Here is a 24,554-nt window from a genome sequence, read left to right as displayed (position 1 = left end):
CGGTCTGACCCGGTGGCTCAGGCCACCGCGCTCAGTGTGTCCGCGAGCCGGCGGCGGGCCGACCGGGCCGCGGGCAGGGCGGCGAGCGCGGCGGCGCCGAGCACGGCGGCCGTGCCGAGGAGGAGTAGGTGTCCGGGGGAGGGGCCCCGGGCGATCCCGGCGCCGATACCGCTCGACCTGCCCTGCGCGTCGATCAGCCAGTGGGCGAGCGGCACCCCCAGCGCCGCCGCGACGAGGACCGCGCCCAGCGCCGTGCACCCCGTGGCCGTCACCGTGATCGCCGTGATCTGCCGCGGAGTCAGCCCGATCGCCTTCAGCGCCAGCAGATCCCGCTCGCCCTCGCGGACCGTGCCGCCGATCGCCGTGAGCAGCTCGATGAGGCCGATCAGGGCCAGCACAGCGATCAGTCCGACGACGACTCCGCGCAGCGGTGAGAGCCCGTCGGCCGGGTTCGGCACGGCGTGCACGCTGATGTCTCCGTGCGCGGCCTCGGTCAGCTCCGCGGCCACCCGCTGCGGGTCGGCGCCGGGGTGCAGCTGGAGCTGGTAGAGGGCCGGCCCGAGGCCCGGGTGGTTCTCCCGGAGTGTGTCGAGCGAGGTGGAGATGACCCGGCCGCCGTTCTCCGGCTCGATGCTGCGCCCCACGATGTGCAGGATCTGCGGCTCCGCGCCCACCGTGATGCGCACCCACGCCCCGACGCGCACGTCCAGCAGGTCGAGCAGACCCTGACCGGCCACCGCCTCGTCGGGGCCGAGCGCGGGGCGACCCTCCGCCAGCGAGAACGGGTACGGATCCTCCTGCGTGCCCAGTCCGCGCAGGGCGATCGTGCCCGTCTGGCCGGGGACCAGGGCGGCCACCTCGACGCCCGGGTGGACGGCGTCGACCTGCGGGTTCCGGGCCAGCAGAGCGCGTACGTCCGGATCGGTCAGGGTCTCGTCGGCCCGTACGGTGAGCGCGGCGGCGAGGCCGACCTGGTCGGGCCTGGTCTGGAAGCGGTCGATGGTGGTCCAGGCGCTCATGGCCACGACGATCAGCAGCAGCGGCAGGGCCAGCCGGGCGAGAGTGGCCAGCGAGCGGGGGCGGCGCGAGAACGCCTTGTGCCAGCCCAGGACCAGCGCGGACGGCAGCCGCAGCCCGAGCGCCCCGCGCGCCAGGCCCGACAGCCGGCCGCCCAGCGGGGCCGCGGCCCGCAGCCCCGGCACCGGAGGCACCTGTCCGGCACGCCAGGCCGCGAGCCCCGTCGTCGCGGCGATGAACAGCACCGCGGCCACGGGCACGGCGAGCAGCGCCGCCGTGTGACCCGGCAGCCCCTGCCACACACCGACCGCGTCCCCGAGACGCCCCGGGACCCGGCTGCCCAGGGCCTGGATGAGGACGGTGGCGAGCACCGCGCCGAGGAGCGCGAACGCCACATGCTGGAGCAGGAAGATCCGCACCACCTGGCCCGGGGTGAAGCCGATCGCCTTCAGGACCGAGATGTCCCGCAGATGGCCGCGGATACGGGTGCCGATCGCACCGTGCACGGCGAGCGCGGCGGCGACCAGGGCACCCAGACCGAACAGTCCGAGGACCTGGCCGAGCAGCCGGTTGCCGCCCTGGGCCTCCGACCGTGCCTGCTGCCAGTGCGAGACGTCGGTGACCGCTCCGGCGCCGAGCAGGGTGACGGCCCGCTGGACGGCGTAGTTCGTGTCACCGGGATCGGTCAGCCGCAGGCCGGTCACCTGGCCGCCGCGCCCGTCCGTCTGCCGCACGGCGGACGGGAGGGCCCACACGAGGCCCGGCCGCTCCCCGGGGCTGTAGCGGGGCTCGGCGCTGTCGGCGACGCCGAGAACGGTCAGGGTCCGGGCGGTGCCGGGCACGGTGAGCGTGTCCCCGGGCTCGGCCCACAGCGCCCGGGCCAGGCTGCTCTCCAGCACCACACCGTCCGGTGCGGCGGGGTCGAGCCAGCGGCCGGAGGTCAGCAGCGGACGGCCGGTCGCGGGCCGGCCGACGATGCCGCGCAGCTCGACGGAGGCCCGGGTGCCGCGCGACTCGACGGAGGCCGCGGCGGTGGGGTACGGGCCCGCGACGGACGTGACGCCGTCCACCTCGGCGAGTGCGCGCGCGTCCGCCGACGGGCCGGTGTGGATCCACACGTGCGCGCCCTGCGACTGGGTGAAGACCCGCTGCCAGGGGTTGGTCGCGTACCCGAAGAGCGCCGTGGCCAGCAGCAGCGAGGCGACGATCCCGGTGGTGGCGAGCACGATGAACAGCGCCTCGCCGCGATGCGTGCGCAGATCGGCGTGCGCCCAGCGCAGGGTGGCCCGCACGGCGGCTCAGCCCCTCGGCTCGCGCACGGAGGGCCGGTTCCGCGCTCCGCGCGCGAGGGGCCGGTTCCGCGGCCCGTGCACGGCGGAGAGGTTCCGGCGGATGGCCTTCGACAGGGGATCGCGCACGCCGCTCAGTCCCTCAGTTCCAGCACGCCGGATATGCCCGTGCCGCGGCGCGCGGGCGCGGCGCCGAGCTCCGCATCGTCGGCTATACGGCCGTCGAAGAAGCTGATCACCCGGTCCGCGGCGCTCGCGAGCCGTGCGTCATGGGTGACCAGCACGATGGTCTGGCCGCGCTCGTGGAAGCGGGACAACAGCCGGGTCACCTCGCGGGTGCCCTTGCTGTCGAGGCTGCCCGCGGGCTCGTCGGCCAGCAGCAGGGGCGGGTGGTTGACCAGGGCGCGGGCCAGCGCGACCCGCTGCTGCTCGCCGCCGGACAGCTCGCCCGGCATGCTGCGCTCCTTGCCCTCCAGGCCCAGCTCGGCGAGGAGCCGCTCGCGCTCGGCGCGCGCCTGCTTGGGGGAGAGGCCGGCGAGCAGGGCGGGCAGCTCGACGTTGTCGGCGACCGACAGGTTCGAGACCAGGTTGAAGAACTGGAAGACGATGCCGATGCGACGCCGGCGCTCGACCGCCCAGCGGGCCTCGCTGTACGCGTCCGTGCACGCGCCGTCCAGCCAGATGCTGCCGGAGTCCGGTCGCTGGAGCCCGCCGAGCAGATGCAGCAGCGTCGACTTCCCGGCCCCCGAGGGGCCCGTGACGGCGACGAACTCACCCTGCCGTACGGCGAGATCCACACCCCGCACGGCATGAGCGGGGGCGCCCTCGCCGTAGTGGGTCTTGACCAGGCCCTCGGCACGCAGCAGGGGAGCGCCCTCGGCGCGCGACGAAGGAGCGGTGCGGCTCACTCCAGCTCCTCCAATTCCTCCTGGCAGCGTTCCAGCCAGTCGAGGTCGGCCTGCAGATGCAGCATGGCGCCCTCTATGAGCAGCTGGGAGATGCGGTTGTCCCGGCTCTCGGTGGCGGCGAGTTTCGACAGGCTGCGCATGGTGTTCAGGTACTCGCGCCGCTGTTTGTTGATCAGGGTGATCTGGTCGGCGAGTCCGGTCTGCGGTGCGAGGGCGAGCTTCATGAAGAACTCGTCCCGCACGCGCGGCTCGTCCGCCGTCTCCTCGTACCAGGCGCGCAGCGCCTCACGCCCGGCGTCGGTGAGGTGGTAGATCTTCTTGTTGGGCCGGCTCGACTGCTCGACTTCCTCGCCCTCGATCAGTCCCGACTTCTCGAGGCGGCCGAGCGTCACATAGATCTGGCCGACGTTCGGCTGAGGGTACGCGGAGCCCAGCAGTTGCTCAAGGTCCTGCTTGAGCTCGTATCCGTGGGCCGGGCCGCGCGCCAGCAGGGCCAGGAGGGGCAGCCGCACCAGTGCTCTCCTCCGCCTTTTCTCTCGGTTCGCCTTCGGGGCGCTCCAGCCGGTGTTGAGGGGCCGATGTGCCGCAGGCCCTAGTATCGCCCATACCTAACAGGTATACATGGCCTCTGACTCCGGGCGAAGGTGCCCGGCAGCCGGAGTACCAAGGAGGAACCTATGCGGTGGATACATGCCGCGGGTAGGGGACTCCTGGTCGCGGCGGTGGTTCTGACCGGTTACGTCGCCTCGGGCGCGCAGGCCGACGGAGCGCGCGGCGGCGGCCGGGGTCCGCTCACGCTGGCCACCGCGGGGGATCTCACCAGCTATCTGGGTCCGCTGCTGGACGGCTGGAACCGTACCCACCCCGGCGAGAAGGTCACCCTCGTCGAACTCCCGGACTCCGCCGACGAGACCCACGCGCAGATGACCACCGACCTGCGCGGCGGCGACCGGAACCGCTTCGACATCCTCAACATCGACGTCGCCTGGACCTCGGAGTTCGCCGCCGCCGGCTGGATCTCCCCGCTGTCCCGGGACCGCTTCCCGCTCGACGGCTTCCTGCCGCAGGTCGAGGACACGGCGACGTACGACGGACGGCTGTACGCGGTCCCGTACGTCACCAACGCGGGACTGCTCCTCTACCGCAAGGACATCCTCGACAAGGAGGGCGTCGCGCCCCCGCGCACCTGGGCCGAGCTGGAGAAACAGGCGAAGGCCATCGCGCCGAAGTACGGACTCGACGGCTACGCGGGCCAGTTCCTGCCCTACGAGGGGCTCACGGTGAACGCCGCCGAGGCGGTCTACTCGGCGGGCGGCACGATCCTCGGCGACGAGGGCGAGCGCGTCACCGTCGACTCGGCGGCGGCCCGCGAGGGCATCGGCTTCCTCGCCCGCGGCGTGCGTGACGGCTGGATCCCGAAGAAGGCACTGACGTACAAGGAGGAGGAGTCCAAGCAGGCCTTCCAGGACGGCCGTCTCCTCTTCCTGCGCAACTGGCCGTACGCCTATGTCGGCGCCTCCGCCAAGGGCTCGGCGGTCGCCGGGAAGATCGGCGCGGTGCCGCTGCCCGGGCCCGACGGGCCGGGCGCGAGTGTGCTCGGCGGCTCCAACCTCGCGGTCAGCGCGCATGCCCGCCACCCCGACTCCGCCGCGCGACTCATCGCCTACCTGACGAGCGAGCGGGTGCAGCGGCTGGTCCTCACCAAGGGCGCGCTGCCGCCCGTGCGGGCCGCGCTCTACCGGGACCCGGAGCTGATCCGGCGGTTCCCGTATCTGCCGACGCTGCGCGCGAGCGTCGCGGCGGCGGCGCCGCGTCCCAAGAGCCCGCGCTACGACCAGGTCAGCCTGGCCGTGCAGGCCGTGGTGCAGGACGCGATGACCGGGCGTCAGACGCCCGAGGCCGCGGTGCGACGTCTCGCACGCGAGCTGGCGGACATCTCCCGCCGGGGCTGAACCCTCATCCGGCGCACTCGACGGATCCTAGTTACTTGTTAGGTAACGCGCACGTCTCGTCTTCGGTCTCATTGGATAGAAATATCCTGTTATTAAACCCCAATTTCTGAGGACTCTCCGCCTACTCGTTGACACCTGCGCGACACGGCTACTTAACATGCATGCATAACCGGAGGCACGCACAGACAGGTCAACGGGTGACGATCGACAAGCACCGCTGGTGGCGCGACGCAGTGATCTACCAGGTCTACGTCCGGAGCTTTCTGGACAGCACCGGGGACGGCATCGGCGATCTCGCCGGGGTCAGGGCCGGACTGCCGTATCTGAAGAAGCTGGGCGTCGACGGCGTCTGGCTGAGCCCCTTCTACCCCTCGCCGCAGCACGACCACGGCTACGACGTGGCCGACTACTGCGACGTCGACCCGGTCTTCGGCGACCTCAGCGAGTTCGACCTGCTGATGACGGACGCCCGGCGGCTCGGCATCAAGGTGCTGCTGGACATCGTCCCCAACCACTGCTCGGAGGAGCACCCGTGGTTCCGGGAGGCGCTGGCCGCGCCGCCGGGCAGCGAGGCCCGCGCCCGCTTCCACTTCGCCGACGGCCGCGGCCCGGACGGCTCCGAACCGCCCAACAACTGGCACTCCATGTTCGGCGGCCCCGCCTGGAGCCGGGTCACCGAGCAGGACGGCACCCCCGGCCAGTGGTACCTGCACATGTTCACCACCGAGCAGCCCGACCTGAACTGGCGCAACCCCGAGGTCGGAGCCCACTTCGACCACGCCCTGCGCTTCTGGCTCGACCGGGGCGTCGACGGCTTCCGCATCGACGTCGCCGCCGGCCTCTACAAGCACCCCGACCTGCCGGACTCGCCCGACCCCGAGGCCGACGCCCGCACCCGCGACTCGGTCAACCCGCTCGCCTGGAACCAGCCCGAGGTCCACGACGTCTGGCGCCACTGGCGGTCCGTGTGCGAGGAGTACACCGCCCGCGACGGCCAGGAGCGGCTGCTCGTGGGCGAGGTCTCCGTGCCGACCGCCCGCGAACACGCCCTGTACGTACGCCACGACGAGCTGCACCAGGCCTTCTTCTTCGACCTGCTCAGCGCGCCCTGGAACGCGGACGCCTTCCGCAAGGTCATCTCCCACGCCATGCAGGACATCGCGGGCACCGGCTCGACGGTCACCTGGGTCCTCAACAACCACGACCAGGTCCGCACGGTCACCCGCTACGGCGAACTGGGCACCGAGGGCAGCGGCCTGGGTGCCGCCCGCGCCCGCGCCGCCGCGCTGCTGATGCTGGCGCTGCCCGGAGCCGCGTACATCTACCAGGGCGAGGAGCTCGGGCTGCCCGAGGTCGTCGATCTGCCCGACGACGTGCTCACCGACCCGATCTTCCGCCGCACCGGCAGCCGCGCCCGGATCCGCGACGGCTGCCGCGTGCCGCTGCCGTGGTCGGGACACGCCTCGCCGTTCGGCTTCACCTCCGGCGCCGAGAGCGCCAAGCCGTGGCTGCCGCAGCCCGCCTACTTCGCCGAGTACGCCACCGACCGCGCCCTCGCCGACACCCACTCCTTCTGGCACCTCTACCGAGACGGACTCCAACTGCGGGCCGGACTGCCCCAGTTGGGCGAGGGCGCGCTGCGCTGGCTGGACACCCAGCCCGGCGTCCTCGCCTTCGTCCGCGGCGACGGCCTCGTATGCGCCGTCAACTTCGGTACGGCACCGACGCCCGCGCCGGTCTCCGGCACCCCCCTGCTGTCCAGCGGCCCCTGCGCGCCCGGCGTCCTGCCCGGCTCGACGGCCGCCTGGTGGATCAGCGACTGCACCAACCCCTGAGCCACCAACTCCGCCATCACCCGCTCCAGTTGATCACCCGTCAATTCCCCTGCCCTCGAAGGACATCAATGATGATGCGACGACGTACGACCCTGCTCACGAGCTGCATAGCCCTCGCGCTCTCCGTCGGTGCCACCGCCTGCGGAGGCGGCGACGTCTCCGCAGGCGGCGGCGACAAGCCGCTCAACGGCCAGACGATCAACGTGGCCGGTGTCTGGTCCGGCAGCGAGCAGAAGAACTTCCAGAAGGTCCTGGACGCGTTCACCGAGAAGACCGGCGCCAAGACCCAGTTCACCTCCACCGGCGACAACGTCTCCACGGTCGTCGGCAGCAAGATCGAAGGCGGCAACGCCCCCGACGTGGTGATGGTCCCGCAGGTCGGCGTGCTCCAGCAGTTCGCGAAGGAGGGCTGGCTCAAGCCGCTCTCCAAGACCGCCCAGAAGTCCGTCGACGCCAACTACGCGAGCGTGTGGAAGAACTACGGCAGCGTCGACGGCACCCTGTACGGCCTCTACTTCAAGGCCGCCCACAAGTCGACCGTCTGGTACAGCCCCGACGCCCTCGACGAGGCGGGCGTCAAGACGCCGACGACGTACGACGCCATGCTCAAGGCCGGGCAGACCGTCTCGGAGTCGGGCCTCGCGGCCTTCTCCGTCGCCGGCCAGGACGGCTGGACCCTCACCGACTGGTTCGAGAACGTCTACCTCTCGCAGGCAGGCCCCGAGAAGTACGACGCCCTGGCCGCCCACAAGATCAAGTGGACCGACCCGACCGTGGTCGAGGCCCTCACCACCCTCGGCAAGCTCTTCAAGGACAAGGAGCTGATAGCCGGCGGCCAGAAGGGCGCGCTCAACACCGACTTCCCCGGCTCCGTCGAGAAGGTCTTCGGACCCGAGCCCACGGCGGGCATGGTCTACGAGGGCGACTTCGTGGCCGGCGTCGCCAAGGACCAGTTCGGCAGGAAGATAGGCGAGGACGCGGACTTCTTCCCCTTCCCCGCGGTCGGTGACGGCCAGGCACCCGTGGTCAGCGGCGGCGACGCGGCCGTCGTCCTCAAGGACGGCAAGAGCCAGAAGGCCGCCATGGAGTTCCTGGAGTACCTCGCGACTCCCGAGGCCTCCGCGGTCTGGGCCGAGGTCGGCGGCTTCCTCTCCCCGAACAAGAAGCTCGATCTCGCCTCCTACGGCGACGACATCACCCGCGAGACCGCCAAGTCCCTGGTGGACGCCGGGGATTCGGTCCGCTTCGACATGTCGGACCAGGCCCCGGCCGCGTTCGGCGGCACCAAGGGCGCCGGCGAGTGGAAGCTCCTCCAGGACTTCCTGCGCGACCCGTCCGACCCGAAGGGGACCGCCGCCGCGCTGGAGCAGGCGGCGGCCAAGGCGTACAAGGGCTGATCGCCGTGACCGCCACGCTCGTCAAAGAGGCGAGTCCGCCGCCCGCCGCCCCGGTCGACCGCGAACGCAGGCGCCGCGCCCGGCGCCGGGCGCGCATCATCGCCGTCGCGTTCGTCTTCCCCGCCCTGCTCCTGCTCGGCGCGCTCGTCGTCTACCCCGTGCTGTTCTCCGTGGGCCGCAGCTTCTTCGACGCCTCCGGCGACCGGTTCGTGGGCGGCGACAACTACACCGAGATGTTCCGCGACCCCGCCACGCTCAAGGCCGTCCGGAACACGGCCATCTGGGTCGTCATCGCGCCCACCCTGCTCACCGGGCTCGGCCTCGTCCTGGCCGTCCTGGTCGAAAAGGTGCGCTGGGCAACGGCGTTCAAGCTCCTGCTGTTCATGCCGATGGCCGTCTCCTTCCTCGCCGCGGGCATCATCTTCCGGCTCGCGTACGACGAGGACCCGGAGAAGGGCGTCCTGAACGCCGCCGCCGTCTCCGTGCACGACGCGTTCAAGGACGCGTCGTCGTACCCGAACGCCCGGGCCCGCGACGGCCAGGGCCTGACCAAGGCCGCGGACGGCTCGTACGGTACGACGGCCGCCGCGTCTCCCGGCGACACCGTCGGGCTCGGCCTGGTGGGCGTACGCGCCGAGGACCTGCCGGGGAGCGCGCGACCCGCGTATCCGGCGACGACCGGGAAGGCGTCGGCCGACGAACTGCGCGGTGTCGTCTACCTGGACTTCACCCGGGGCGGGGGAGGGGAGCAGGGCAAGGTCGACAGGTCCGAGAGCGGACTGCCCGCGATGAAGGTCGAGGCGGTGCGCGACGGGAAGGCGGTCGCGAGCGCCACCACTGCGGCCGACGGCTCCTTCCGCTTCCAGGGCCTCGATCCGGGCTCGTACACCGTGCGGCTGCCCGCCTCGAACTTCGCCGCGCCGTACGAGGGCATCTCCTGGCTCGGTCCCGCGCTCGTGACGCCCGCCATCATCGGCGCGTATCTGTGGATCTGGACCGGCTTCGCGATGGTGCTGATCGGGGCCGGGCTCGCCGCCCTGCCGCGCGACGCACTGGAGGCGGCCCGGATGGACGGCGCCAACGAGTGGCAGATCTTCCGCCGGATCACCGTGCCGCTGCTCGCGCCCGTCCTCACCGTGGTCTTCGTGACCCTGGTGATCAACGTGATGAAGGTCTTCGACCTCGTCTACATCATCGCGCCGGGTCCGGTGCAGGAGGACGCCACCGTGCTCGCCACCCAGATGTGGCTGGTGTCCTTCGGCGGCGGCAACAACCAGGGCCTGGGCAGTGCGCTGGGCGTCCTGCTCCTGCTTCTGGTCATCCCCGCCATGGTCTTCAACGTCCGCCGTTTCCGAGGGAGTCAGCGATGAACGCGATCAGGCGGGGGCTCGCGAGCAGCCTCGTGCAGGCGTTCCTGGTACTGGTCGGCCTGATCTGGCTCACTCCGCTCGCCGGGCTGTTCCTCTCCTCGCTGCGGTCCGCCCAGGAGACCGCGACGGGGGGCTGGTGGACCGCGCTGGCCTCTCCCGGGCAGCTGTCCTTCGACAACTACTCGGCGCTGCTGGGCAATTCAGGGATGACTCAGGCGTTCTGGAACACGGTGCTGATCTCGGTGCCGACCACATTTCTCGTCGTCGTCATCGCCGCGCTCGCCGGGTACGCCTTCGCCTGGCTGGACTTCCCCGGCCGTGACCCCCTTTTCCTGCTGGTGGTCGCGCTGTTGGTGGTGCCCGTGCAGATCGGGCTGCTGCCGGTGGCCAAACTCTTCGGGCAGATGGGGCTGTTCGGCACGATTCCCGGAGTCGTGCTGTTCCACGTCTCGTACGGGCTGCCGTTCGCGATCTTCCTGTTGCGGAACTACTTCGCGGAGATGCCCAAGGAGATGCTGGAGGCGGCTCGGATGGACGGGGGCGGGGAGTGGCGGATCTTCACGCGGCTAGTGCTGCCGGTGGGGCGGCCGGCCATCGCCTCTCTCGCCATCTTCCAGTTCCTGTGGGTCTGGAACGACATGCTCGTCGCGCTGCTCTTCGCCGACAGCTCCTCGCAGCCGTTGACGGTTGAACTCCAGTCCCAGATCCGGCAGTTCGGCAGCAACATCGATGTGCTCGCGCCCGGGGCGTTTCTGTCGCTGGTGGTGCCGGTGGTGGTGTTCTTCGCGTTCCAGAAGCACTTTGTGCAGGGGGTGATGGCGGGGTCGGTGAAGTGACGTCCCTGGGAGGCGGGGGCGGGGGTGGATTTCCTGCCCCCGCCCCCCTACCAGTCCCTCACGGTGGTCCGGTCAGGGGTACGAGGTCACCACGGACGGCACTGTGTTCGTTCCCGAGGTCGGCGAGCCCGTGTCGTTGATGACGCGCTCGTACTGACCCTGACCGCCGAGTGAGATGACCATGATGTTGTGGAACTTCACGTTCGGATTGACCGGCGTCGCGAATCCGTGGTGCTGGAGGATCGCCGGATTGACGTTGTAGTAGCAGTAGCTGCCCATGCCCCATGCCTCGTGCGTGGTCACGGTGTCGGCGACCTTGTAGGCCGCATACCCCTTGATCGCACCGTTCTGGATGGCGGCCTGGTTCGGGGCGTCGTACGCCTTCTCGTTCTGGAAGAAGATCGTGCGTCCGCGCTGGCCGTTCCACTGGACGTCGTACTTGTTGAAGTGCTCGACGAACAGCCCGGTGGCCAGCACGTCGTTGCCGTTGACGCGGACGCCGTAGTCGGCCCGGTTGGTCTCCCAGCCGACTCCGGCGCCGTGGTCGGCGCGCCAGACCCAGGTGTGGTCGATGATCGTGTGGCGGCTGTTGATCACCATGCTGGTGGTGGCCTTGCCGGCGCCCGCGCCGCCGATGCGGATGAAGACGTCCTGCACCGTGGTCGGGTTGGCGGAGTGGTCGGCCGAAGCGCCGGTGGGACCGACCTCGAGGAGTGTGGCGGAGTTGACGGGCCCGGCGTCGATGAGGAAGCCCGCGAGGCGGACGCCGTCGACATCGGCCACCTTGAGCGCGGTGACACCGTTGTCCGGGATCAGGGTGGCGTAACCGAGGCCGAGGACCACGGTGTTGGCACGGTTGACCTGGATCGGCCGGTCGAGGTGGTAGATCCCCGGCGTCAGCAGCAGGTGCAGGCCTTGAGTGAGCGCCTCGTTGAGGGTGGCGGCGGTGACGCCGGGCTTCGCCACGTAGAACTGCGTCAGCGCCAGTGACGTACCGCGAGGCGTGCCGTTTCCCCAGGTGGTGCCGCGCGCGTTGACGCGCTTCTCCGGCAGGAAGACGCGGTACTCCGTGCCGTTGAGGTAGAGGAACGGCTTCTCGCGGGAGATCGGCGTGGTGTTGAGCGTGGTGTACGGCGGGTTCGGGAAGGTCTGCGCCGGGGCGCCCTCGACGCCCGAGAACACCATGTTCCAGACGGCGTTGAGCCAGCCGCCCACAAAGCTGTCGCGGGTGTACCACTGCTGCTGCGAGTACGGACCGACCGTGCCGTCGATGCGGCTGTCGGCGATGTAGCCGCCGCTGGCCCAGCCGTAGCCGTTGGGGGAGAGGTTGAGACCGCCCCGGACGTGCATCCGCCGGAAGGGTGCGGCCTGTGCGACGGCCCACCGGTTGGTGCCGTTGACGGGAGTGATCGCGAGGTTCTCCGCCGAACGCCAGAAGTTCTGGGTGGCGTTGCCGTTGAACCAGCCCGCGTCAACGGTGATGTCGCCGTTGATCGAGGTGTCGTCGGGGGACAGGCCGAGCCCGGCGATCGAGGTGTAGAAGCCGAGTTGGGCGTTGAGCCCGCTGTACGTGCCCGGCTTGAACAGCAGTTGATAGCGGCCCGTGCCGAACTGGGCCGTCTCCTGCTGGGCGAATATCTGGTCCAGCCTGGCCTGGATACCGGAGGTGGACGGGTCGAAGACGATGACGTTCGGGCCGAGATCGCCACCTCCCGGCAGGGCCCGGGCGCGGTCGGGAGCGGCGGATGCCGCCGACGACGACAGGGCGAGCAGCCCTGGCGCGGCCGCCGCAGCGGCCGCGGCGCCGAGAACCGACCGGCGGGCGAGGGGAGTTCTGCCTGAGGACGAGGAATCTGTGGGGGAAGGGCTCATGGGGGCGACACTCCTGGTTCATGAAATGAACGATGGGGAGTTCTGGGAGCGCTCTCTCGCCGATGAATGCTTCATCCACGTGAACCACACGTCAAGAGTTGTGACCGGAGTCCGTGCATGCTGTTACTGATTGAACGTCAACGCAGCGCGGCCTGCTACGTGGTGACGAGCACTCTCATGGCTGGACTGCGCAGTTCCCCGCGCCCCTGAAAACCTAGGGGCGCGGGGAACTGCGCAATCTTTTAGCGGGGGTTCGGGGGCGGAGCCCCCGAGTAAGGGACGGGAATGGGTAGGGGCGGCGGGGGCGAAAAAGGCCCCCGCCGCCCCTACCACCCACCCGTCAGGGTGAAGCCGGCGGATACAGCGAGCGCGGCAGCTGGGACGCCGCGGCCGAGTCCAGCAGCCACAGGGTGCGCGACCGGCCACGGGCCCCGGCCGCCGGGGCCTGGATCTCCCCCGCGCCGGACAGCGCGATCGCCGCAGCCTCCGCCTTGTCCGAACCCGCCGCCAGCAACCACACCTCCCGCGCGGCCCGGATCGCGGGCAACGTGAGCGTGACCCGGGTCGGCGGCGGCTTGGGGGCGCCATGGACCCCCACCACCGTCCGCTCGGTCTCACGGACGGCCGGCAGCTCGGGGAAGAGCGACGCCACATGCGTGTCCGGACCGACGCCGAGCATCAGCACGTCGAAGGTCGGAACCGGACCGTGGTTCTCCGGCCCGGCGGCCTCGGCGAGTTCGGCCGCGTAGGCCTCCGCCGCCGCGTCCGCGTCCTTGCCGAAGGGCCCGTCCGACGCGGGCATGGCATGCACGCGCTTCGGGTCGAGCGGCACCGAGTCGAGCAGCGCCTCCCGGGCCTGGGTGACATTGCGCTCCGGGTCGCCCTCGGGGAGGAACCGCTCGTCGCCCCACCACAGTTCGAGCCGTCCCCAGTCGATGGCGTCCCGGGCGGGCGCGGCGGCGAGCGCCGCGAGGAGCCCGTTGCCGTTGCGGCCACCGGTCAGCACGACCGAGGCGTAACCGCGCGAGGCCTGCGCGTCCACGACCTTCGTGATGAGCCGGGCCGCGGCGGCCTGGGCCATCAGTTCCTTGTCCCGGTGAACCACCAGCTGGGGAGCAGTCATGGCGAGTCCGCCTTCTTGACCGGGGGCATCTGGGCCGGAGTCGGACGCCCGGTTTCGCCGTCACCCGCCGGGGAGGCGGGCAGAGCCGGCTCGGACGCCTTGGCCGGGGCCGCCGACTCCGCCGACGATTCCGGCGCCTTCTGCCGAACCGGCAGGGACTCCGGGCCGCGAGCGGACACATCGGCCCGCTGCGTGGCCGACGGGATCCCGCCCAGCCGGTCCACCCCGAACCGCAGAGCGGACGCGTACGTGTCGTCCGGGTCGAGCCTGCGCAGCTCCTCCGCGAGCAGCTCGGACGTCTCACGCCGCTTGAGAGCCACCGCGCGGTCCGGCTGGCCGGGCAGCGCCAGCGTGGCCATCGCCCCGTCCGACCGGTGCAGCGTGATGGGGCCGCCGGTCGTCTCCAGGCGCACCTGGGTCAGACCGGGACCCGCGGAGACGGCCCGCCGGACGTGCACGTGGAGGCGGTCGGCGAGCCACATCGCGAGCAGCTCGACGCTCGGGTTGGACTCCTCGCCCGCCACCTCGACGGAGACGACCTCGCAGTCGATCTGGTCGAGGGCGGCGGCCAGCATCGAGCGCCACGGGGTGATCCGGGCCCAGGCCAGATCGGTGTCGCCCGGCTCGTAGCTCTCGGCCCTGGACCGCAGCTCGTGGACGGGCTTCTCGGCCGCGTAGCTGTCGGTGACCCGGCGCTGGCCCAGCGCGCCCAGCGGGTCGCCCGCCGGATCGCGCGGGGCGTCCACCGACCACCAGACCACCACCGGCGCGTCCGGCAGCAGCAGCGGCAGGACGACGGACTGGGCGTGGTCGGAGACCTCGCCGTACAGCCGCAGGACGACCGTCTCGCCGGTGCCCGCGTCCGCGCCGACCCGCACCTCGGCGTCCAGCCGCGACTTCGTGCGGTCACGCGGCGAACGCGAGACGCGCTTGATCACCACGAGCGTGCGCGAGGGGTGCTCGCGCGAGGCGTCGTTGGCGGCGCGCAGGGCGTCGTACGCGTTCTCCTCGTCGGTGACGATGACGAGGGTGAGGACCATGCCGACGGCGGGCGTGCCGATGGCCCGGCGGCCCTTCACCAGCGCCTTGTTGATCTTGCTGGCCGTGGTGTCCGTGAGATCTATCTTCATGGGCGACGCCAGCTCCGTCCGTCTCGCTTGAGCATTTCGTCCGCCTCGACGGGCCCCCACGTACCGGACGGGTACTGCGCCGGCTTGCCGTGCTTGTCCCAGTACTCCTCGATCGGGTCGAGGATCTTCCAGGACAGCTCGACCTCCTCGGTGCGCGGGAAGAGGTTCGAGTCACCCAGGAGAACGTCCAGGATCAGACGCTCGTACGCCTCCGGGCTCGACTCCGTGAAGGACTCGCCGTACGCGAAGTCCATCGAGACGTCCCGGATCTCCATGGAGGTGCCGGGGACCTTGGAGCCGAAGCGGACCGTGATGCCCTCGTCGGGCTGGACGCGGAAGACGATCGCGTTCTGGCCCAGCTCCTCCGTCGCCGTGTGGTCGAAGGGGGAGTGCGGGGCACGCTGGAACACGACCGCGATCTCGGTGACACGGCGGCCCAGGCGCTTGCCCGTACGGAGGTAGAACGGGACGCCCGCCCAGCGGCGGTTGTCCACCTCCACCTTGATCGCCGCGTACGTGTCGGTCTTCGACTTGGGGTCGATACCGTCTTCCTGGAGATAGCCGACGGCCTTCTCGCCGCCCTGCCAGCCCTCGGCGTACTGACCGCGAACCGTGTTCTCGCCCAGGTCCTGGGGCAGCTTCACCGCGCCGAGCACCTTGGTCTTCTCGGCGGCGAGCGCGTCCGCGTCGAAGGAGGCGGGCTCCTCCATGGCCGTGAGGGCCATCAGCTGGAGCAGGTGGTTCTGGATGACGTCACGGGCGGCGCCGATGCCGTCGTAGTAGCCGGCGCGGCCCCCGATGCCGATGTCCTCGGCCATCGTGATCTGCACGTGGTCCACGAAGGACCGGTTCCAGATCGGCTCGAACATCTGGTTGGCGAAGCGCAGCGCCAGGATGTTCTGGACGGTCTCCTTGCCCAGGTAGTGGTCGATGCGGAAGACCTGGTCCGGGGCGAAGACCTCCTCGACGGTCGCGTTGAGCTCCTCGGCCGACTTGAGGTCGTGGCCGAAGGGCTTCTCGATGACCGCGCGCCGCCAGGAGCCGCTCGACTGGTCGGCGAGACCGTGCTTCTTCAGCTGCCGGATGACCACCGGGAAGGCGGACGGCGGCACGGACAGGTAGAAGGCGAAGTTGCCGCCCGTGCCCTGTGCCTTGTCCAGCTCGCCGATCGTCTCGCGCAAACGTTCGAACGAGTCGTCGTCGTCGAAGGTGCCCTGGACGAAGCGCATCCCCTGGACGAGCTGCTGCCAGACCTCCTCACGGAACGGCGTACGGGCGTGTTCCTTGACGGAGTCGTGCACCTCCTGGGCGAAGTCCTCGTTCGCCCACTCACGGCGCGCGAAGCCGACCAGGGAGAAGCCCGGCGGCAGCAGACCGCGGTTGGCAAGGTCATAAACGGCAGGCATGAGCTTTTTACGGGACAAATCGCCCGTGACCCCGAAGATGACGAGGCCCGACGGCCCCGCGATACGCGGGAGCCGTCGGTCCGCCGGGTCACGCAGCGGATTGCTGCTTGACAAGATTTCAGCCCTCCGAGGGGGCGAGGCGCTCGAGCTCTGCCTCGGTCGACTTGAGCAGGTCGTTCCAGGACGCCTCGAACTTCTCGACGCCCTCGTCCTCCAGGAGCTGGACCACGTCGTCGTACGAGATCCCGAGCTTCTCGACCGCTTCGAGCTCGGCACGGGACTGCTCGTACGTACCGGCGATCGTGTTGCCGGTGATCTTGCCGTGGTCCTCGGCGGCGGCCAGGGTCGCCTCCGGCATGGTGTTCACCGTGTTCGGCGCGACCAGGTCGTCGACGTACAGGGTGTCCTTGTAGGCCTTGTCCTTGACGCCGGTCGAGGCCCACAGCGGACGCTGCTTGTTGGCCTGCGCCTTGTCGAGGGCGGCCCAGCGGTCCGAGGAGAAGACCTCCTCGTACGCCTCGTAGGCCAGTCGCGCGTTGGCGAGACCCGCCTTGCCGCGGGCGGCCTTCGCCTCGGGGGTGCCCAGGGCGTCCAGCCGCTTGTCGATCTCGGTGTCCACGCGGGACACGAAGAACGACGCCACGGAGTGGATGCCGGACAGGTCGATCCCGGCGGCCTTGGCCTTCTCCAGGCCCGCGAGGTAGGCGTCCATGACCTCGCGGTAGCGCTCCAGCGAGAAGATCAGCGTGACGTTGACGCTGATGCCCCGGCCGATCGTCTCGGTGATCGCGGGCAGGCCCGCCTTGGTCGCCGGGATCTTGATGAGCGTGTTCGGACGGTCGACGAGCCAGGCCAGCTGCTTGGCCTCGGCGACGGTCGCCTGGGTGTTGTGCGCCAGGCGCGGGTCGACCTCGATGGAGACCCGGCCGTCCTGGCCCTGCGTGGAGTCGTAGACCGGGCGCAGGATGTCGGCGGCGTCACGGACGTCCGCCGTCGTGATCATGCGGATGGCCTCTTCGACGGTGACCTTGCGGGCGGCGAGGTCACTGAGCTGCTGCTCGTAACCGTCACCGCTGCTGATCGCCTTCTGGAAGATCGACGGGTTGGTGGTGACGCCCACGACGTGCTGCTGGTCGATCAGTTCGGCGAGGTTGCCGGACGTGATCCGCTTGCGCGACAGGTCGTCCAGCCAGATCGCGACGCCTTCCTCGGAGAGGCGCTTCAGTGCGTCTGTCATGGAAAATGCATCTCCTACGTGTCGTATGTCAGCGTCAGCGCTGGGCTGCGGCGATCGATTCCCGGGCGACGTTCGCGACGTTCTCGGCAGTGAACCCGAACTCCTGGAAGAGCACCTTGCCGTCGGCCGAAGCACCGAAGTGCTCCAGGGAAACGATGCGGCCGGCGTCCCCCACGTACTTGTGCCAGGTGAGACCGATACCGGCCTCGACCGCGACCCGTGCCTTCACGCTCGGCGGCAGGACGCTGTCCCGGTACCCCTGGTCCTGCTCCTCGAACCACTCCACGGAGGGCATGGACACGACCCTGGTCGGGGTGCCCGCGGCCTCCAGCTGCTCACGTGCGTCGACGGCCACGTGCACCTCGGAACCGGTCGCGATGAGAACGACCTCCGGGGTCCCGGTGGACGCCTCGAAGAGCACGTAACCACCCTTCGCCGCATCCTCGTTGGCCTCGTACGTCGGTACGCCCTGGCGGGTCAGCGCGAGGCCGTGCGGGGCACCCTTGCCGAAGACCTTGGTGTAGCGCCTGAGGATCTCGCGCCAGGCGATCGCGGTCTCGTTGGCGTCCGCCGGACGGACGACGTTGAGGCCCGGAATGGCGCGCAGGGAGGCGAGGTGCTCGACCGGCTGGTGCGTCGGACCGTCCTCGCCCAGACCGATGGAGTCGTGGGTCCACACGTACGTCACCGGCAGGTGCATCAGCGCGGACAGGCGGACCGCGTTGCGCATGTAGTCGGAGAACACCAGGAAGGTGCCGCCGTAGATACGGGTGTTGCCGTGCAGCGCGATGCCGTTCATCTCCGCGGCCATCGAGTGCTCACGGATACCGAAGTGGATCGTGCGCCCGTACGGGTTCGCCTCAGGCAGCGGGTTGTCCGCCGGGAGGAACGACGAGGTCTTGTCGATCGTCGTGTTGTTCGAGCCCGCCAGGTCGGCCGAGCCGCCCCACAGCTCGGGGATGACCGCGCCGAGCGCCTGGAGCACCTTGCCGGAGGCCGCACGCGTGGCGACGCCCTTGCCCGCCTCGAAGACCGGGAGCTTCTCCTCCCAGCCGGTGGGCAGCTCGGTCGCGGCGATGCGGTCGAACTCGGCGGCACGCTCGGCGTTGCCGTTGCGCCACTCCTGGAACGACTTCTCCCACTCCGCCTTGGCCTGACGGCCGCGCTCGCCCAGCGCGCGCGTGTGGGTGATGACCTCGTCGGAGACCTCGAAGGCCTTCTCCGGGTCGAAGCCCAGCACCCGCTTGGTGGCCGCGACCTCGTCGTCGCCGAGCGCCGAGCCGTGCGCGGCCTCGGTGTTCTGCGCGTTCGGAGCGGGCCAGGCGATGATCGAGCGCATCGCGATGAACGACGGCTTGTCGGTCACCAGCTTCGCGGCCTCGATCGCGTCGTAGAGCGCGTGCGGGTCGAGGTCGCCGTCCGGCTTCGGGGCCACGCGCTGCACGTGCCAGCCGTACGCCTCGTAGCGCTTGACGGTGTCCTCGGAGACGGCAGTCTCGGTGTCGCCCTCGATCGAGATGTGGTTGTCGTCCCACAGCAGGACCAGGTTGCCGAGCTGCTGGTGGCCGGCCATGGAGGACGCCTCCGCGGAGATGCCCTCCTGGAGGCAGCCGTCACCGGCGATCGCGTAGATGAAGTGGTCGAACGGGGAGGTGCCGGGGGCCGCCTCCGGGTCGAACAGGCCACGCTCGTAGCGGGCGGCCATGGCCATGCCCACCGCGTTGGCGACACCCTGGCCGAGGGGGCCGGTGGTGGTCTCCACACCGGGGGTGTGCCCGTACTCCGGGTGGCCCGGGGTGCGGGAGCCCCACGTCCTGAAGGACTTCAGGTCGTCCAGCTCAAGACCGAAGCCGGCCAGGTAGAGCTGGGTGTAGAGGGTCAGGGACGAATGACCGGCAGACAGCACGAAGCGGTCGCGGCCGGTCCAGTCGGGGTCCGCCGGGTCGTGCCGCATCACCTTCTGAAAGAGGGTGTAGGCGGCGGGCGCCAGGCTCATCGCCGTACCCGGATGGCCGTTGCCGACCTTCTGTACGGCGTCGGCGGCCAGGATGCGGGCGGTGTCGACGGCCCGCTGGTCCAATTCGGTCCACTCGAGGTCTGTTGTGGTCGGCTTGGTGCTCACCCTGGGTCAGGGCTCCTCTCCACATGTTCCACATGTCGAATGCCGGTGCACGTCGCGCCCACCGGCTCGCTGTCGAGCCTACCCCCGTAGGAACGCGCATTTTTTCGAGTCATTCCAGACTGCCGGGACTCTCCCTCTTCCGCCTCCCGACCGGCGCGTTCCGTGTTCGGCAAGTGAATACGGAGCCGCTCATCCGACTGCTCAACGCAATGCCGATCAGTCCTGCGCGGAGGCCTTTCAACACGACCCGACCCCCGCGAAGGCCGGGGTCTGGGCAACGTCTACAGTGGCGTGGTACGCGCGAGCCTTTACCGGGAGTTCACACCCGGAGCTCGCTGAAATGTCTCTGTCAGGGGTGTGCGTGACGGCCGTTGAATCCCGTCCTGCGGGAGTGCTCGGGACGAGTCAGGGCGCGAAGCGGGGCACGAACCACCGGCCGTTCTGGGCTCGGGTCAAGGCGTTCGTCGCTCTCACCAAGCCGCGGATCATCGAGCTGCTGCTGATCACCACCGTTCCGGTGATGTTCCTCGCGCAGCAGGGTGTGCCCGATCTGAAGCTGGTGCTCCTCACCTGCGTCGGCGGCTACCTCTCCGCGGGCGGTGCCAACGCCCTGAACATGTACATCGACCGTGACATCGACGCGCTCATGGAGCGCACCGCACAGCGTCCACTGGTCACCGGCATGGTCAGCCCACGCGAGTGCCTCGCCTTCGGCATCACGCTCGCGATCGTCTCGACGCTGCTGTTCGGATTCGCCGTCAACTGGCTGTCCGCGTGGCTGTCGCTCGGAGCGCTCCTCTTCTACGTCGTCGTCTACACGATGATCCTCAAACGCCGTACCTCGCAGAACATCGTGTGGGGCGGTATCGCCGGCTGTCTTCCGGTACTCATCGGCTGGTCGTCCGTCACGAACTCCATGTCGTGGGCGCCGATCATCCTCTTCCTCGTCATGTTCTTCTGGACGCCGCCGCACTACTGGCCGCTCTCCATGAAGGTCAAGGCGGACTACGCGCGCGTGGGCGTTCCGATGCTGCCCGTCATCGCCTCCAACAAGGTCGTCGCGCGGCAGATCGTCCTCTACAGCTGGGCCATGGTCGCCGTCTCCCTGCTCCTGACGCCGCTCGGTTACACGGGCTGGTTCTACACGGTCGTCGCCCTCGTGACCGGCGGCTTCTGGCTCTGGGAGGCCCACGGCCTGCAGACCCGCGCGAAGGACGGCGCCGTGGGCGCCAAGCTGAAGGAGATGCGGCTCTTCCACTGGTCCATCACCTACGTGTCGCTGCTGTTCGTGGCGGTGGCCGTGGACCCGTTCCTCCGCTGACGCGAGTGGCCAACCCCACGCACCACCCCCGTCGCCGGTGGATCTACCCGTCGGTAGCATCCAGGTATGGCAGACACCCAGCAGGTTGACGAGGGCGCCGGCGCGAAGCAGGACGCCAAGGCCGAGCGCCGGGCGGCGAAGCTCGCCAAGCAGATCTCCTCCTTCGCGCAGGCCCACGGCGGCGCCGAGGGGCAGATCGCGTACATCGGCCAGAAGGGCGCGCGGATCGTCCTGGTCGGCGAGGACGGCGGCTGGGGCGACCTCGTGGCCCCCACCTTCGCCATCGCCGAACAGGCCGTGAAGAAGTCCGGCATCACCACCCACGACGACTTCGACGGCGAGTTCGCGAACAAGGTCAAAACGGGCCCGTACGAGTGGACCCGCATGGCAGGAATCCAACTGGGCGGCCCAAGCAACACCTGACCTGACCCCCTCCAGGGGCACTGACCCGGGCCCCTCCAGAGGTATGACCTGGTCCCCTCCAGAGGCGCCGACCCGGTCCCCTCCAGAGGTATGACCTGCGCCCCTCCAGAGGCGCTGACCTGGTCCCCCTCAGGGGCGCGAGGAACCGCGCACCCAGCCACATCAGACCCGCACCTAGGACAAGCGGCACCCTCACCCCGCAGCCCTCCACCCCGCACCCCACCCCAAAACCCGCGGAGCGCTTCGCACGGGGTGTGCCCGCCCAACACCTGAAACCCGGTTCACCCGTTAGGCCCTTCAATAAAGGCAGGGCCCATTCGCGGGGAGTCCGGATGATCGAAACGCCGTCGCTGGTGGATCAGTACTGCCACGGCGTGCTGCGGACGGAGCTGGGTCTCGGCACCTTCGAGGCCCACCTCGCCCGGGGCGAGGGCCCGCCCGCCGCAGGGACCACGTTCTTCGACACACAGACCGGTTTCGCCGTACGCCGCTGGTGTCCGCCCCTGCTGGGCCTCGAGCCCCACTGTCCGCCCGCCCGCTACCTCGCCCGACGCCGGGAACTCGGTGTCCTGGAGGCGGGGCGCAGGCTGCTGCGGGGGAGCGGGATCACTACCTACTTGGTCGACACCGGTCTGCCGGGCGATCTGACGGGGCCCGGCGAGATGGCCTCCACGGGAGCCGCGCGCGCCCACGAGATCGTCCGCCTGGAGCCGCTCGCCGAGCAGGTCGCCGACACCTCGGGCACCGTCGAGTCGTTCCTCGCCAACCTCGCCGAATCGGTGCACGGGGCGGCCGCGAGCGCCGTGGCCTTCACCTCGGTGGCGGGCTTACGCCACGGGCTGGCGCTCGCGCCCGAACCGCCCGGCCCCGGAGAGGTGCGCGGCGCGGCGGCGCGGTGGCTGGCCGGGCGCCGGGTGGGCGGCGAACTGAGCGATCCGGTGCTGCTCAGGCATCTGCTGTGGATCGCGGTCGCCTCGGGCCTGCCGCTCCAGCTGCACGCGGGGCTCGGCGAGCCCGGCCTGCGCATCGACCGCAACGACCCGGTCCTGCTCACCGACTTCGCCCGCGCGACGGCCGGCCTCGGCACCGACCTGGTCCTGCTGCACGGCTACCCGTACCACCGCCACGCGGCGCATCTCGCCGGGGTCTTCCCGCATGTGTACGCCGATCTGGGCGCCGCCCTCGTCCGCACCGGGGCCCGCGCGTCCGCCGTCCTCTCCGAGATCCTGGAGCTCGCCCCCTTCGGCAAGCTCCTCTTCTCCAGCGGCGCACATGGTCTGCCCGAACTCCATGTGGTCGGAGCACGTCTCTTCCGCGAGGCGCTCGCCAAGGTGCTCGGTACCTGGGTGGCCGAGGGCGCCTGGTCGCTGACCGACGCGCAGCGGGTGGCGGGGCTGATCGCGGCGGGGAACGCGCGACGGGTGTACGGGGTGGAGTGAGACGGGTGTACCGGGTGGGGCGAGCTGTACAGACTGTGCGTATGACACGCAGCGACGCGACCGACCGGCTCCTCGACCGCTTCCGCACCGAACTGCGCGATCTCGCCCCCGCCGCCGTATGGGCCCACGGCTCGCTCGGCGGGGGCGACTACCGGGAGGGCATCAGCGACCTGGATCTCATCGTGGTCCTGGACGGTCCGATCAAGGCGAGGACGCTCTGGAAGGTGGCCCGGCTGCATGCCCGCCTGCGCGCCGAACCGCTCGTGGCCAAGCTGCACTGCAGCTACCTGACACGCGACACGGTCGACGGCGCGGAGCGGCGGCACCTCACGTGGGCGCATCAGCAGCTCTTCAAACGGACGGTCACACCGGTGACCCGGCGCGAGCTGCACACCTTCGGGCTGGTCCTGGAGGGGGAGCCGCCCGGGCGTCTGCTGCCGCCGGTGACGGACGACGAGCTGGCCGGGTTCGTCGTACGGGACCAGCGGGACTTCTGGCGCCGGCAGGTGGACCGGACCGACAACTGGACCCAGGACGTCTGGGTCGACCTGGGACTGGTCACCTACGCCCGTGCCACGGTCACCCTGAAGGACGGGCGCCTGATCACCAAGCGCGAGGCCCTCGATCTGCTGCCCGGTCTCGGCGCACCCGACGAACTGGTCGCGGACGTCAGAGGGCGACGCTACGAGGAGCCGACGGCACCGGCCCAGGAGTGGACGGCCCGCAGGTCGGAGCTGACCCGCGGCTACCTCGGCCCGGCGATCGACCGTCTGGTGGCCGCGTACGAATGATCTGCGCGTGCCTCACGTGGCGTGCGCGGGACCTGCGCGTGCCTCACGTGACGCGCGACCACGTCACCCGCGGGGCCGTCACGCGCGTGTGAGCGACGACTGTGTCGACTGGGCGGGCAGGTCCGCCACGACCTCCGGCCGTTCCCGCAGTGCCAGCAGGACGCGGAGGGTGGCGATCCACACCAGGCAGGAGCCGAACATGTGGAGGCCGACCAGGACCTCCGGAAGGTCGGTGAAGTACTGGACGTACCCGATGCCGCCCTGGGCGAGGAGCACCAGGAAGAGGTCGCGGGTGCGGTGCAGGGGACCCTTGGGCGCGTCGACGGCCCTCAGGACGAACCACAGGGCGAAGGTCATCGTCACCACGATCCAGGCCAGCACGGCATGCAGCTTGGTGACGTTCTCCCAGTTCAGCGGGATGCGCTCGACCTCGCTGGAGTCGCCCGCGTGCGGACCCGCGCCGGTGACGACCGTACCCACCGCGATCAGCAGCACGGTGACGGCGACGAGGATCCACGCCATCTGCTGCACCGGCTTGCCGACCAGCGGACGCGGAGCGTCGTCGCCCTCGCGGGTGCGCTGCCACATCACCGTGGCGACGGCGATCAGGGCGGTGGAGAGCAGGAAGTGAGCGGCGACCGTGTACGGGTTGAGGCCCACCAGGACGACGACGCCGCCGAGGACCGCGTTGCCCATGACGACCCAGAACTGCGCCCAGCCGAGCCGGGTGAGGCTGCGCCGGTAGGGCTTCTGCGAGCGCGCGGCGATGATCGCCCAGCCGACCGCGGCACACAGGACGTACGTCAGCATGCGGTTGCCGAACTCGATCACGCCGTGCACGCCCATCGCGCTCGTCGTGGTGAGCGAGTCGTCGGTGCACTTGGGCCAGGTCGGGCAGCCGAGGCCCGAGCCGGTCAGCCGGACGGCGCCTCCGGTCACCACGATCAGTACCGCCATGACGAGCGCGGCGAGGGCGGCGCGCTGGACCGTCCGGGGCGACGGGGTCCAGCGTTCGGCGATGAAGGCGAGCGGGTTGCGCACGGCTTGGGCGGCATCGGCTCGGGTCACGTTTGGCACGGGCTCCAT

At 70.3% G+C, this 24,554-nt stretch carries 19 protein-coding genes; 9 read left to right on the top strand and 10 right to left on the bottom strand.

The window, feature by feature from the left end; genetic code table 11:
- Positions 1 to 17: 17 nt before the first annotated feature.
- From ACN20J_RS13570 to ACN20J_RS13560, 3 genes are all read right to left on the bottom strand, one after another.
- Positions 18 to 2,309, bottom strand: a complete 2,292-nt coding sequence (locus ACN20J_RS13570; RefSeq protein WP_419665962.1) for an ABC transporter permease — start codon at positions 2,307 to 2,309, stop codon at positions 18 to 20.
- Positions 2,310 to 2,440: 131 nt separating this feature from the next.
- Complete coding sequence (locus ACN20J_RS13565; protein WP_189840473.1) at positions 2,441 to 3,214, bottom strand: ABC transporter ATP-binding protein; 774 nt, start codon at positions 3,212 to 3,214, stop codon at positions 2,441 to 2,443.
- The gene (locus ACN20J_RS13560) at positions 3,211 to 3,726 is read right to left on the bottom strand and encodes a PadR family transcriptional regulator (protein ID WP_189840474.1); all 516 of its coding nucleotides are present in this window, start codon (positions 3,724 to 3,726) and stop codon (positions 3,211 to 3,213) included. The genes ACN20J_RS13565 and ACN20J_RS13560 overlap by 4 nt, the downstream gene beginning before the upstream one ends.
- 165 nt (positions 3,727 to 3,891) lie before the next feature.
- Between ACN20J_RS13560 and ACN20J_RS13555 the strand changes: the two genes are divergently transcribed.
- From ACN20J_RS13555 to ACN20J_RS13535, 5 genes are all read left to right on the top strand, one after another.
- Entirely contained in the window at positions 3,892 to 5,166 is a 1,275-nt protein-coding gene (locus ACN20J_RS13555; protein WP_362304136.1) for an ABC transporter substrate-binding protein, read from the top strand.
- A 161-nt stretch (positions 5,167 to 5,327) separates the two neighbouring features.
- A complete protein-coding gene (locus ACN20J_RS13550; protein WP_419665961.1) occupies positions 5,328 to 7,001 on the top strand; it encodes a glycoside hydrolase family 13 protein in 1,674 nt (557 codons plus the stop codon).
- Positions 7,002 to 7,072: 71 nt separating this feature from the next.
- Positions 7,073 to 8,398: an ABC transporter substrate-binding protein gene (locus ACN20J_RS13545; RefSeq protein ID WP_189840655.1), complete on the top strand. Its 1,326-nt coding sequence runs from the start codon at positions 7,073 to 7,075 to the stop codon at positions 8,396 to 8,398.
- Positions 8,399 to 8,403: 5 nt separating this feature from the next.
- Positions 8,404 to 9,768: an ABC transporter permease subunit gene (locus ACN20J_RS13540; RefSeq protein ID WP_419665960.1), complete on the top strand. Its 1,365-nt coding sequence runs from the start codon at positions 8,404 to 8,406 to the stop codon at positions 9,766 to 9,768.
- Entirely contained in the window at positions 9,765 to 10,604 is an 840-nt protein-coding gene (locus ACN20J_RS13535) for a carbohydrate ABC transporter permease (protein ID WP_189840478.1), read from the top strand. Before ACN20J_RS13540 ends, ACN20J_RS13535 begins: the two co-directional genes overlap by 4 nt.
- A gap of 72 nt (positions 10,605 to 10,676) precedes the next feature.
- On the opposite strand, the gene ACN20J_RS13530 is transcribed toward ACN20J_RS13535, so the two are convergent.
- The 6 genes from ACN20J_RS13530 to tkt form a co-directional block, all read right to left on the bottom strand.
- Complete coding sequence (locus ACN20J_RS13530) at positions 10,677 to 12,476, bottom strand: coagulation factor 5/8 type domain-containing protein (RefSeq protein WP_419665959.1); 1,800 nt, start codon at positions 12,474 to 12,476, stop codon at positions 10,677 to 10,679.
- A gap of 340 nt (positions 12,477 to 12,816) precedes the next feature.
- The gene (pgl, locus tag ACN20J_RS13525) at positions 12,817 to 13,599 is read right to left on the bottom strand and encodes a 6-phosphogluconolactonase (RefSeq protein WP_361922448.1); all 783 of its coding nucleotides are present in this window, start codon (positions 13,597 to 13,599) and stop codon (positions 12,817 to 12,819) included.
- Complete coding sequence (gene opcA, locus ACN20J_RS13520; RefSeq protein ID WP_419665958.1) at positions 13,596 to 14,729, bottom strand: glucose-6-phosphate dehydrogenase assembly protein OpcA; 1,134 nt, start codon at positions 14,727 to 14,729, stop codon at positions 13,596 to 13,598. The genes pgl and opcA overlap by 4 nt, the downstream gene beginning before the upstream one ends.
- On the bottom strand, positions 14,726 to 16,252 hold the full coding sequence (gene zwf, locus ACN20J_RS13515; RefSeq protein WP_372505509.1) for a glucose-6-phosphate dehydrogenase: 1,527 nt from the start codon (positions 16,250 to 16,252) through the stop codon (positions 14,726 to 14,728). The genes opcA and zwf overlap by 4 nt, the downstream gene beginning before the upstream one ends.
- Before the next feature lies 1 nt (position 16,253).
- Positions 16,254 to 17,372 carry a transaldolase gene (gene tal, locus ACN20J_RS13510; RefSeq protein WP_189840483.1) on the bottom strand — a complete coding sequence of 373 codons (1,119 nt, stop codon included), beginning with the start codon at positions 17,370 to 17,372 and terminating at the stop codon, positions 16,254 to 16,256.
- Positions 17,373 to 17,406: 34 nt separating this feature from the next.
- The gene (gene tkt / locus ACN20J_RS13505) at positions 17,407 to 19,494 is read right to left on the bottom strand and encodes a transketolase (RefSeq protein WP_419665957.1); all 2,088 of its coding nucleotides are present in this window, start codon (positions 19,492 to 19,494) and stop codon (positions 17,407 to 17,409) included.
- Between the two features lie 355 nt (positions 19,495 to 19,849).
- Here tkt and ACN20J_RS13500 point away from each other — a divergent pair, with 355 nt between their 5' ends.
- The 4 genes from ACN20J_RS13500 to ACN20J_RS13485 all read left to right on the top strand — a co-directional run bounded on the left by ACN20J_RS13500 (position 19,850) and on the right by ACN20J_RS13485 (position 23,468).
- Positions 19,850 to 20,815 (top strand): heme o synthase, encoded by a 966-nt coding sequence (locus ACN20J_RS13500; protein WP_055615860.1) that lies wholly within the window; start codon positions 19,850 to 19,852, stop codon positions 20,813 to 20,815.
- A 66-nt stretch (positions 20,816 to 20,881) separates the two neighbouring features.
- The gene (locus tag ACN20J_RS13495) at positions 20,882 to 21,238 is read left to right on the top strand and encodes a hypothetical protein (RefSeq protein ID WP_189840485.1); all 357 of its coding nucleotides are present in this window, start codon (positions 20,882 to 20,884) and stop codon (positions 21,236 to 21,238) included.
- A 332-nt stretch (positions 21,239 to 21,570) separates the two neighbouring features.
- Positions 21,571 to 22,677 carry an amidohydrolase family protein gene (locus tag ACN20J_RS13490; RefSeq protein ID WP_190230252.1) on the top strand — a complete coding sequence of 369 codons (1,107 nt, stop codon included), beginning with the start codon at positions 21,571 to 21,573 and terminating at the stop codon, positions 22,675 to 22,677.
- Between the two features lie 41 nt (positions 22,678 to 22,718).
- Positions 22,719 to 23,468, top strand: a complete 750-nt coding sequence (locus ACN20J_RS13485) for a nucleotidyltransferase domain-containing protein (RefSeq protein WP_419665956.1) — start codon at positions 22,719 to 22,721, stop codon at positions 23,466 to 23,468.
- A gap of 78 nt (positions 23,469 to 23,546) precedes the next feature.
- On the opposite strand, the gene ACN20J_RS13480 is transcribed toward ACN20J_RS13485, so the two are convergent.
- The gene (locus tag ACN20J_RS13480; protein WP_055610936.1) at positions 23,547 to 24,554 is read right to left on the bottom strand and encodes a COX15/CtaA family protein; all 1,008 of its coding nucleotides are present in this window, start codon (positions 24,552 to 24,554) and stop codon (positions 23,547 to 23,549) included.

Source organism: Streptomyces sp. 2-1 (genome assembly GCF_048564895.1).
Taxonomy (GTDB): domain Bacteria; phylum Actinomycetota; class Actinomycetes; order Streptomycetales; family Streptomycetaceae; genus Streptomyces; species Streptomyces phaeochromogenes.
This window is presented reverse-complemented; position numbering and strand designations above follow the sequence as displayed.

Bases quoted from the DNA above. Each gene is read 5' to 3' on its own strand.
- ACN20J_RS13485 (WP_419665956.1), top strand. From the start codon at position 22,719: ATGACACGCAGCGACGCGACCGACCGGCTCCTCGACCGCTTCCGCACC.
- opcA (WP_419665958.1), bottom strand. From the start codon at position 14,729: ATGAAGATAGATCTCACGGACACCACGGCCAGCAAGATCAACAAGGCG.
- ACN20J_RS13530 (WP_419665959.1), bottom strand. From the start codon at position 12,476: ATGAGCCCTTCCCCCACAGATTCCTCGTCCTCAGGCAGAACTCCCCTC.
- pgl (WP_361922448.1), bottom strand. From the start codon at position 13,599: ATGACTGCTCCCCAGCTGGTGGTTCACCGGGACAAGGAACTGATGGCC.
- ACN20J_RS13545 (WP_189840655.1), top strand. From the start codon at position 7,073: ATGATGCGACGACGTACGACCCTGCTCACGAGCTGCATAGCCCTCGCG.
- ACN20J_RS13535 (WP_189840478.1), top strand. From the start codon at position 9,765: ATGAACGCGATCAGGCGGGGGCTCGCGAGCAGCCTCGTGCAGGCGTTC.
- ACN20J_RS13480 (WP_055610936.1), bottom strand. From the start codon at position 24,554: ATGGAGCCCGTGCCAAACGTGACCCGAGCCGATGCCGCCCAAGCCGTG.
- ACN20J_RS13495 (WP_189840485.1), top strand. From the start codon at position 20,882: ATGGCAGACACCCAGCAGGTTGACGAGGGCGCCGGCGCGAAGCAGGAC.
- ACN20J_RS13555 (WP_362304136.1), top strand. From the start codon at position 3,892: ATGCGGTGGATACATGCCGCGGGTAGGGGACTCCTGGTCGCGGCGGTG.
- ACN20J_RS13550 (WP_419665961.1), top strand. From the start codon at position 5,328: ATGCATAACCGGAGGCACGCACAGACAGGTCAACGGGTGACGATCGAC.
- ACN20J_RS13490 (WP_190230252.1), top strand. From the start codon at position 21,571: ATGATCGAAACGCCGTCGCTGGTGGATCAGTACTGCCACGGCGTGCTG.
- tal (WP_189840483.1), bottom strand. From the start codon at position 17,372: ATGACAGACGCACTGAAGCGCCTCTCCGAGGAAGGCGTCGCGATCTGG.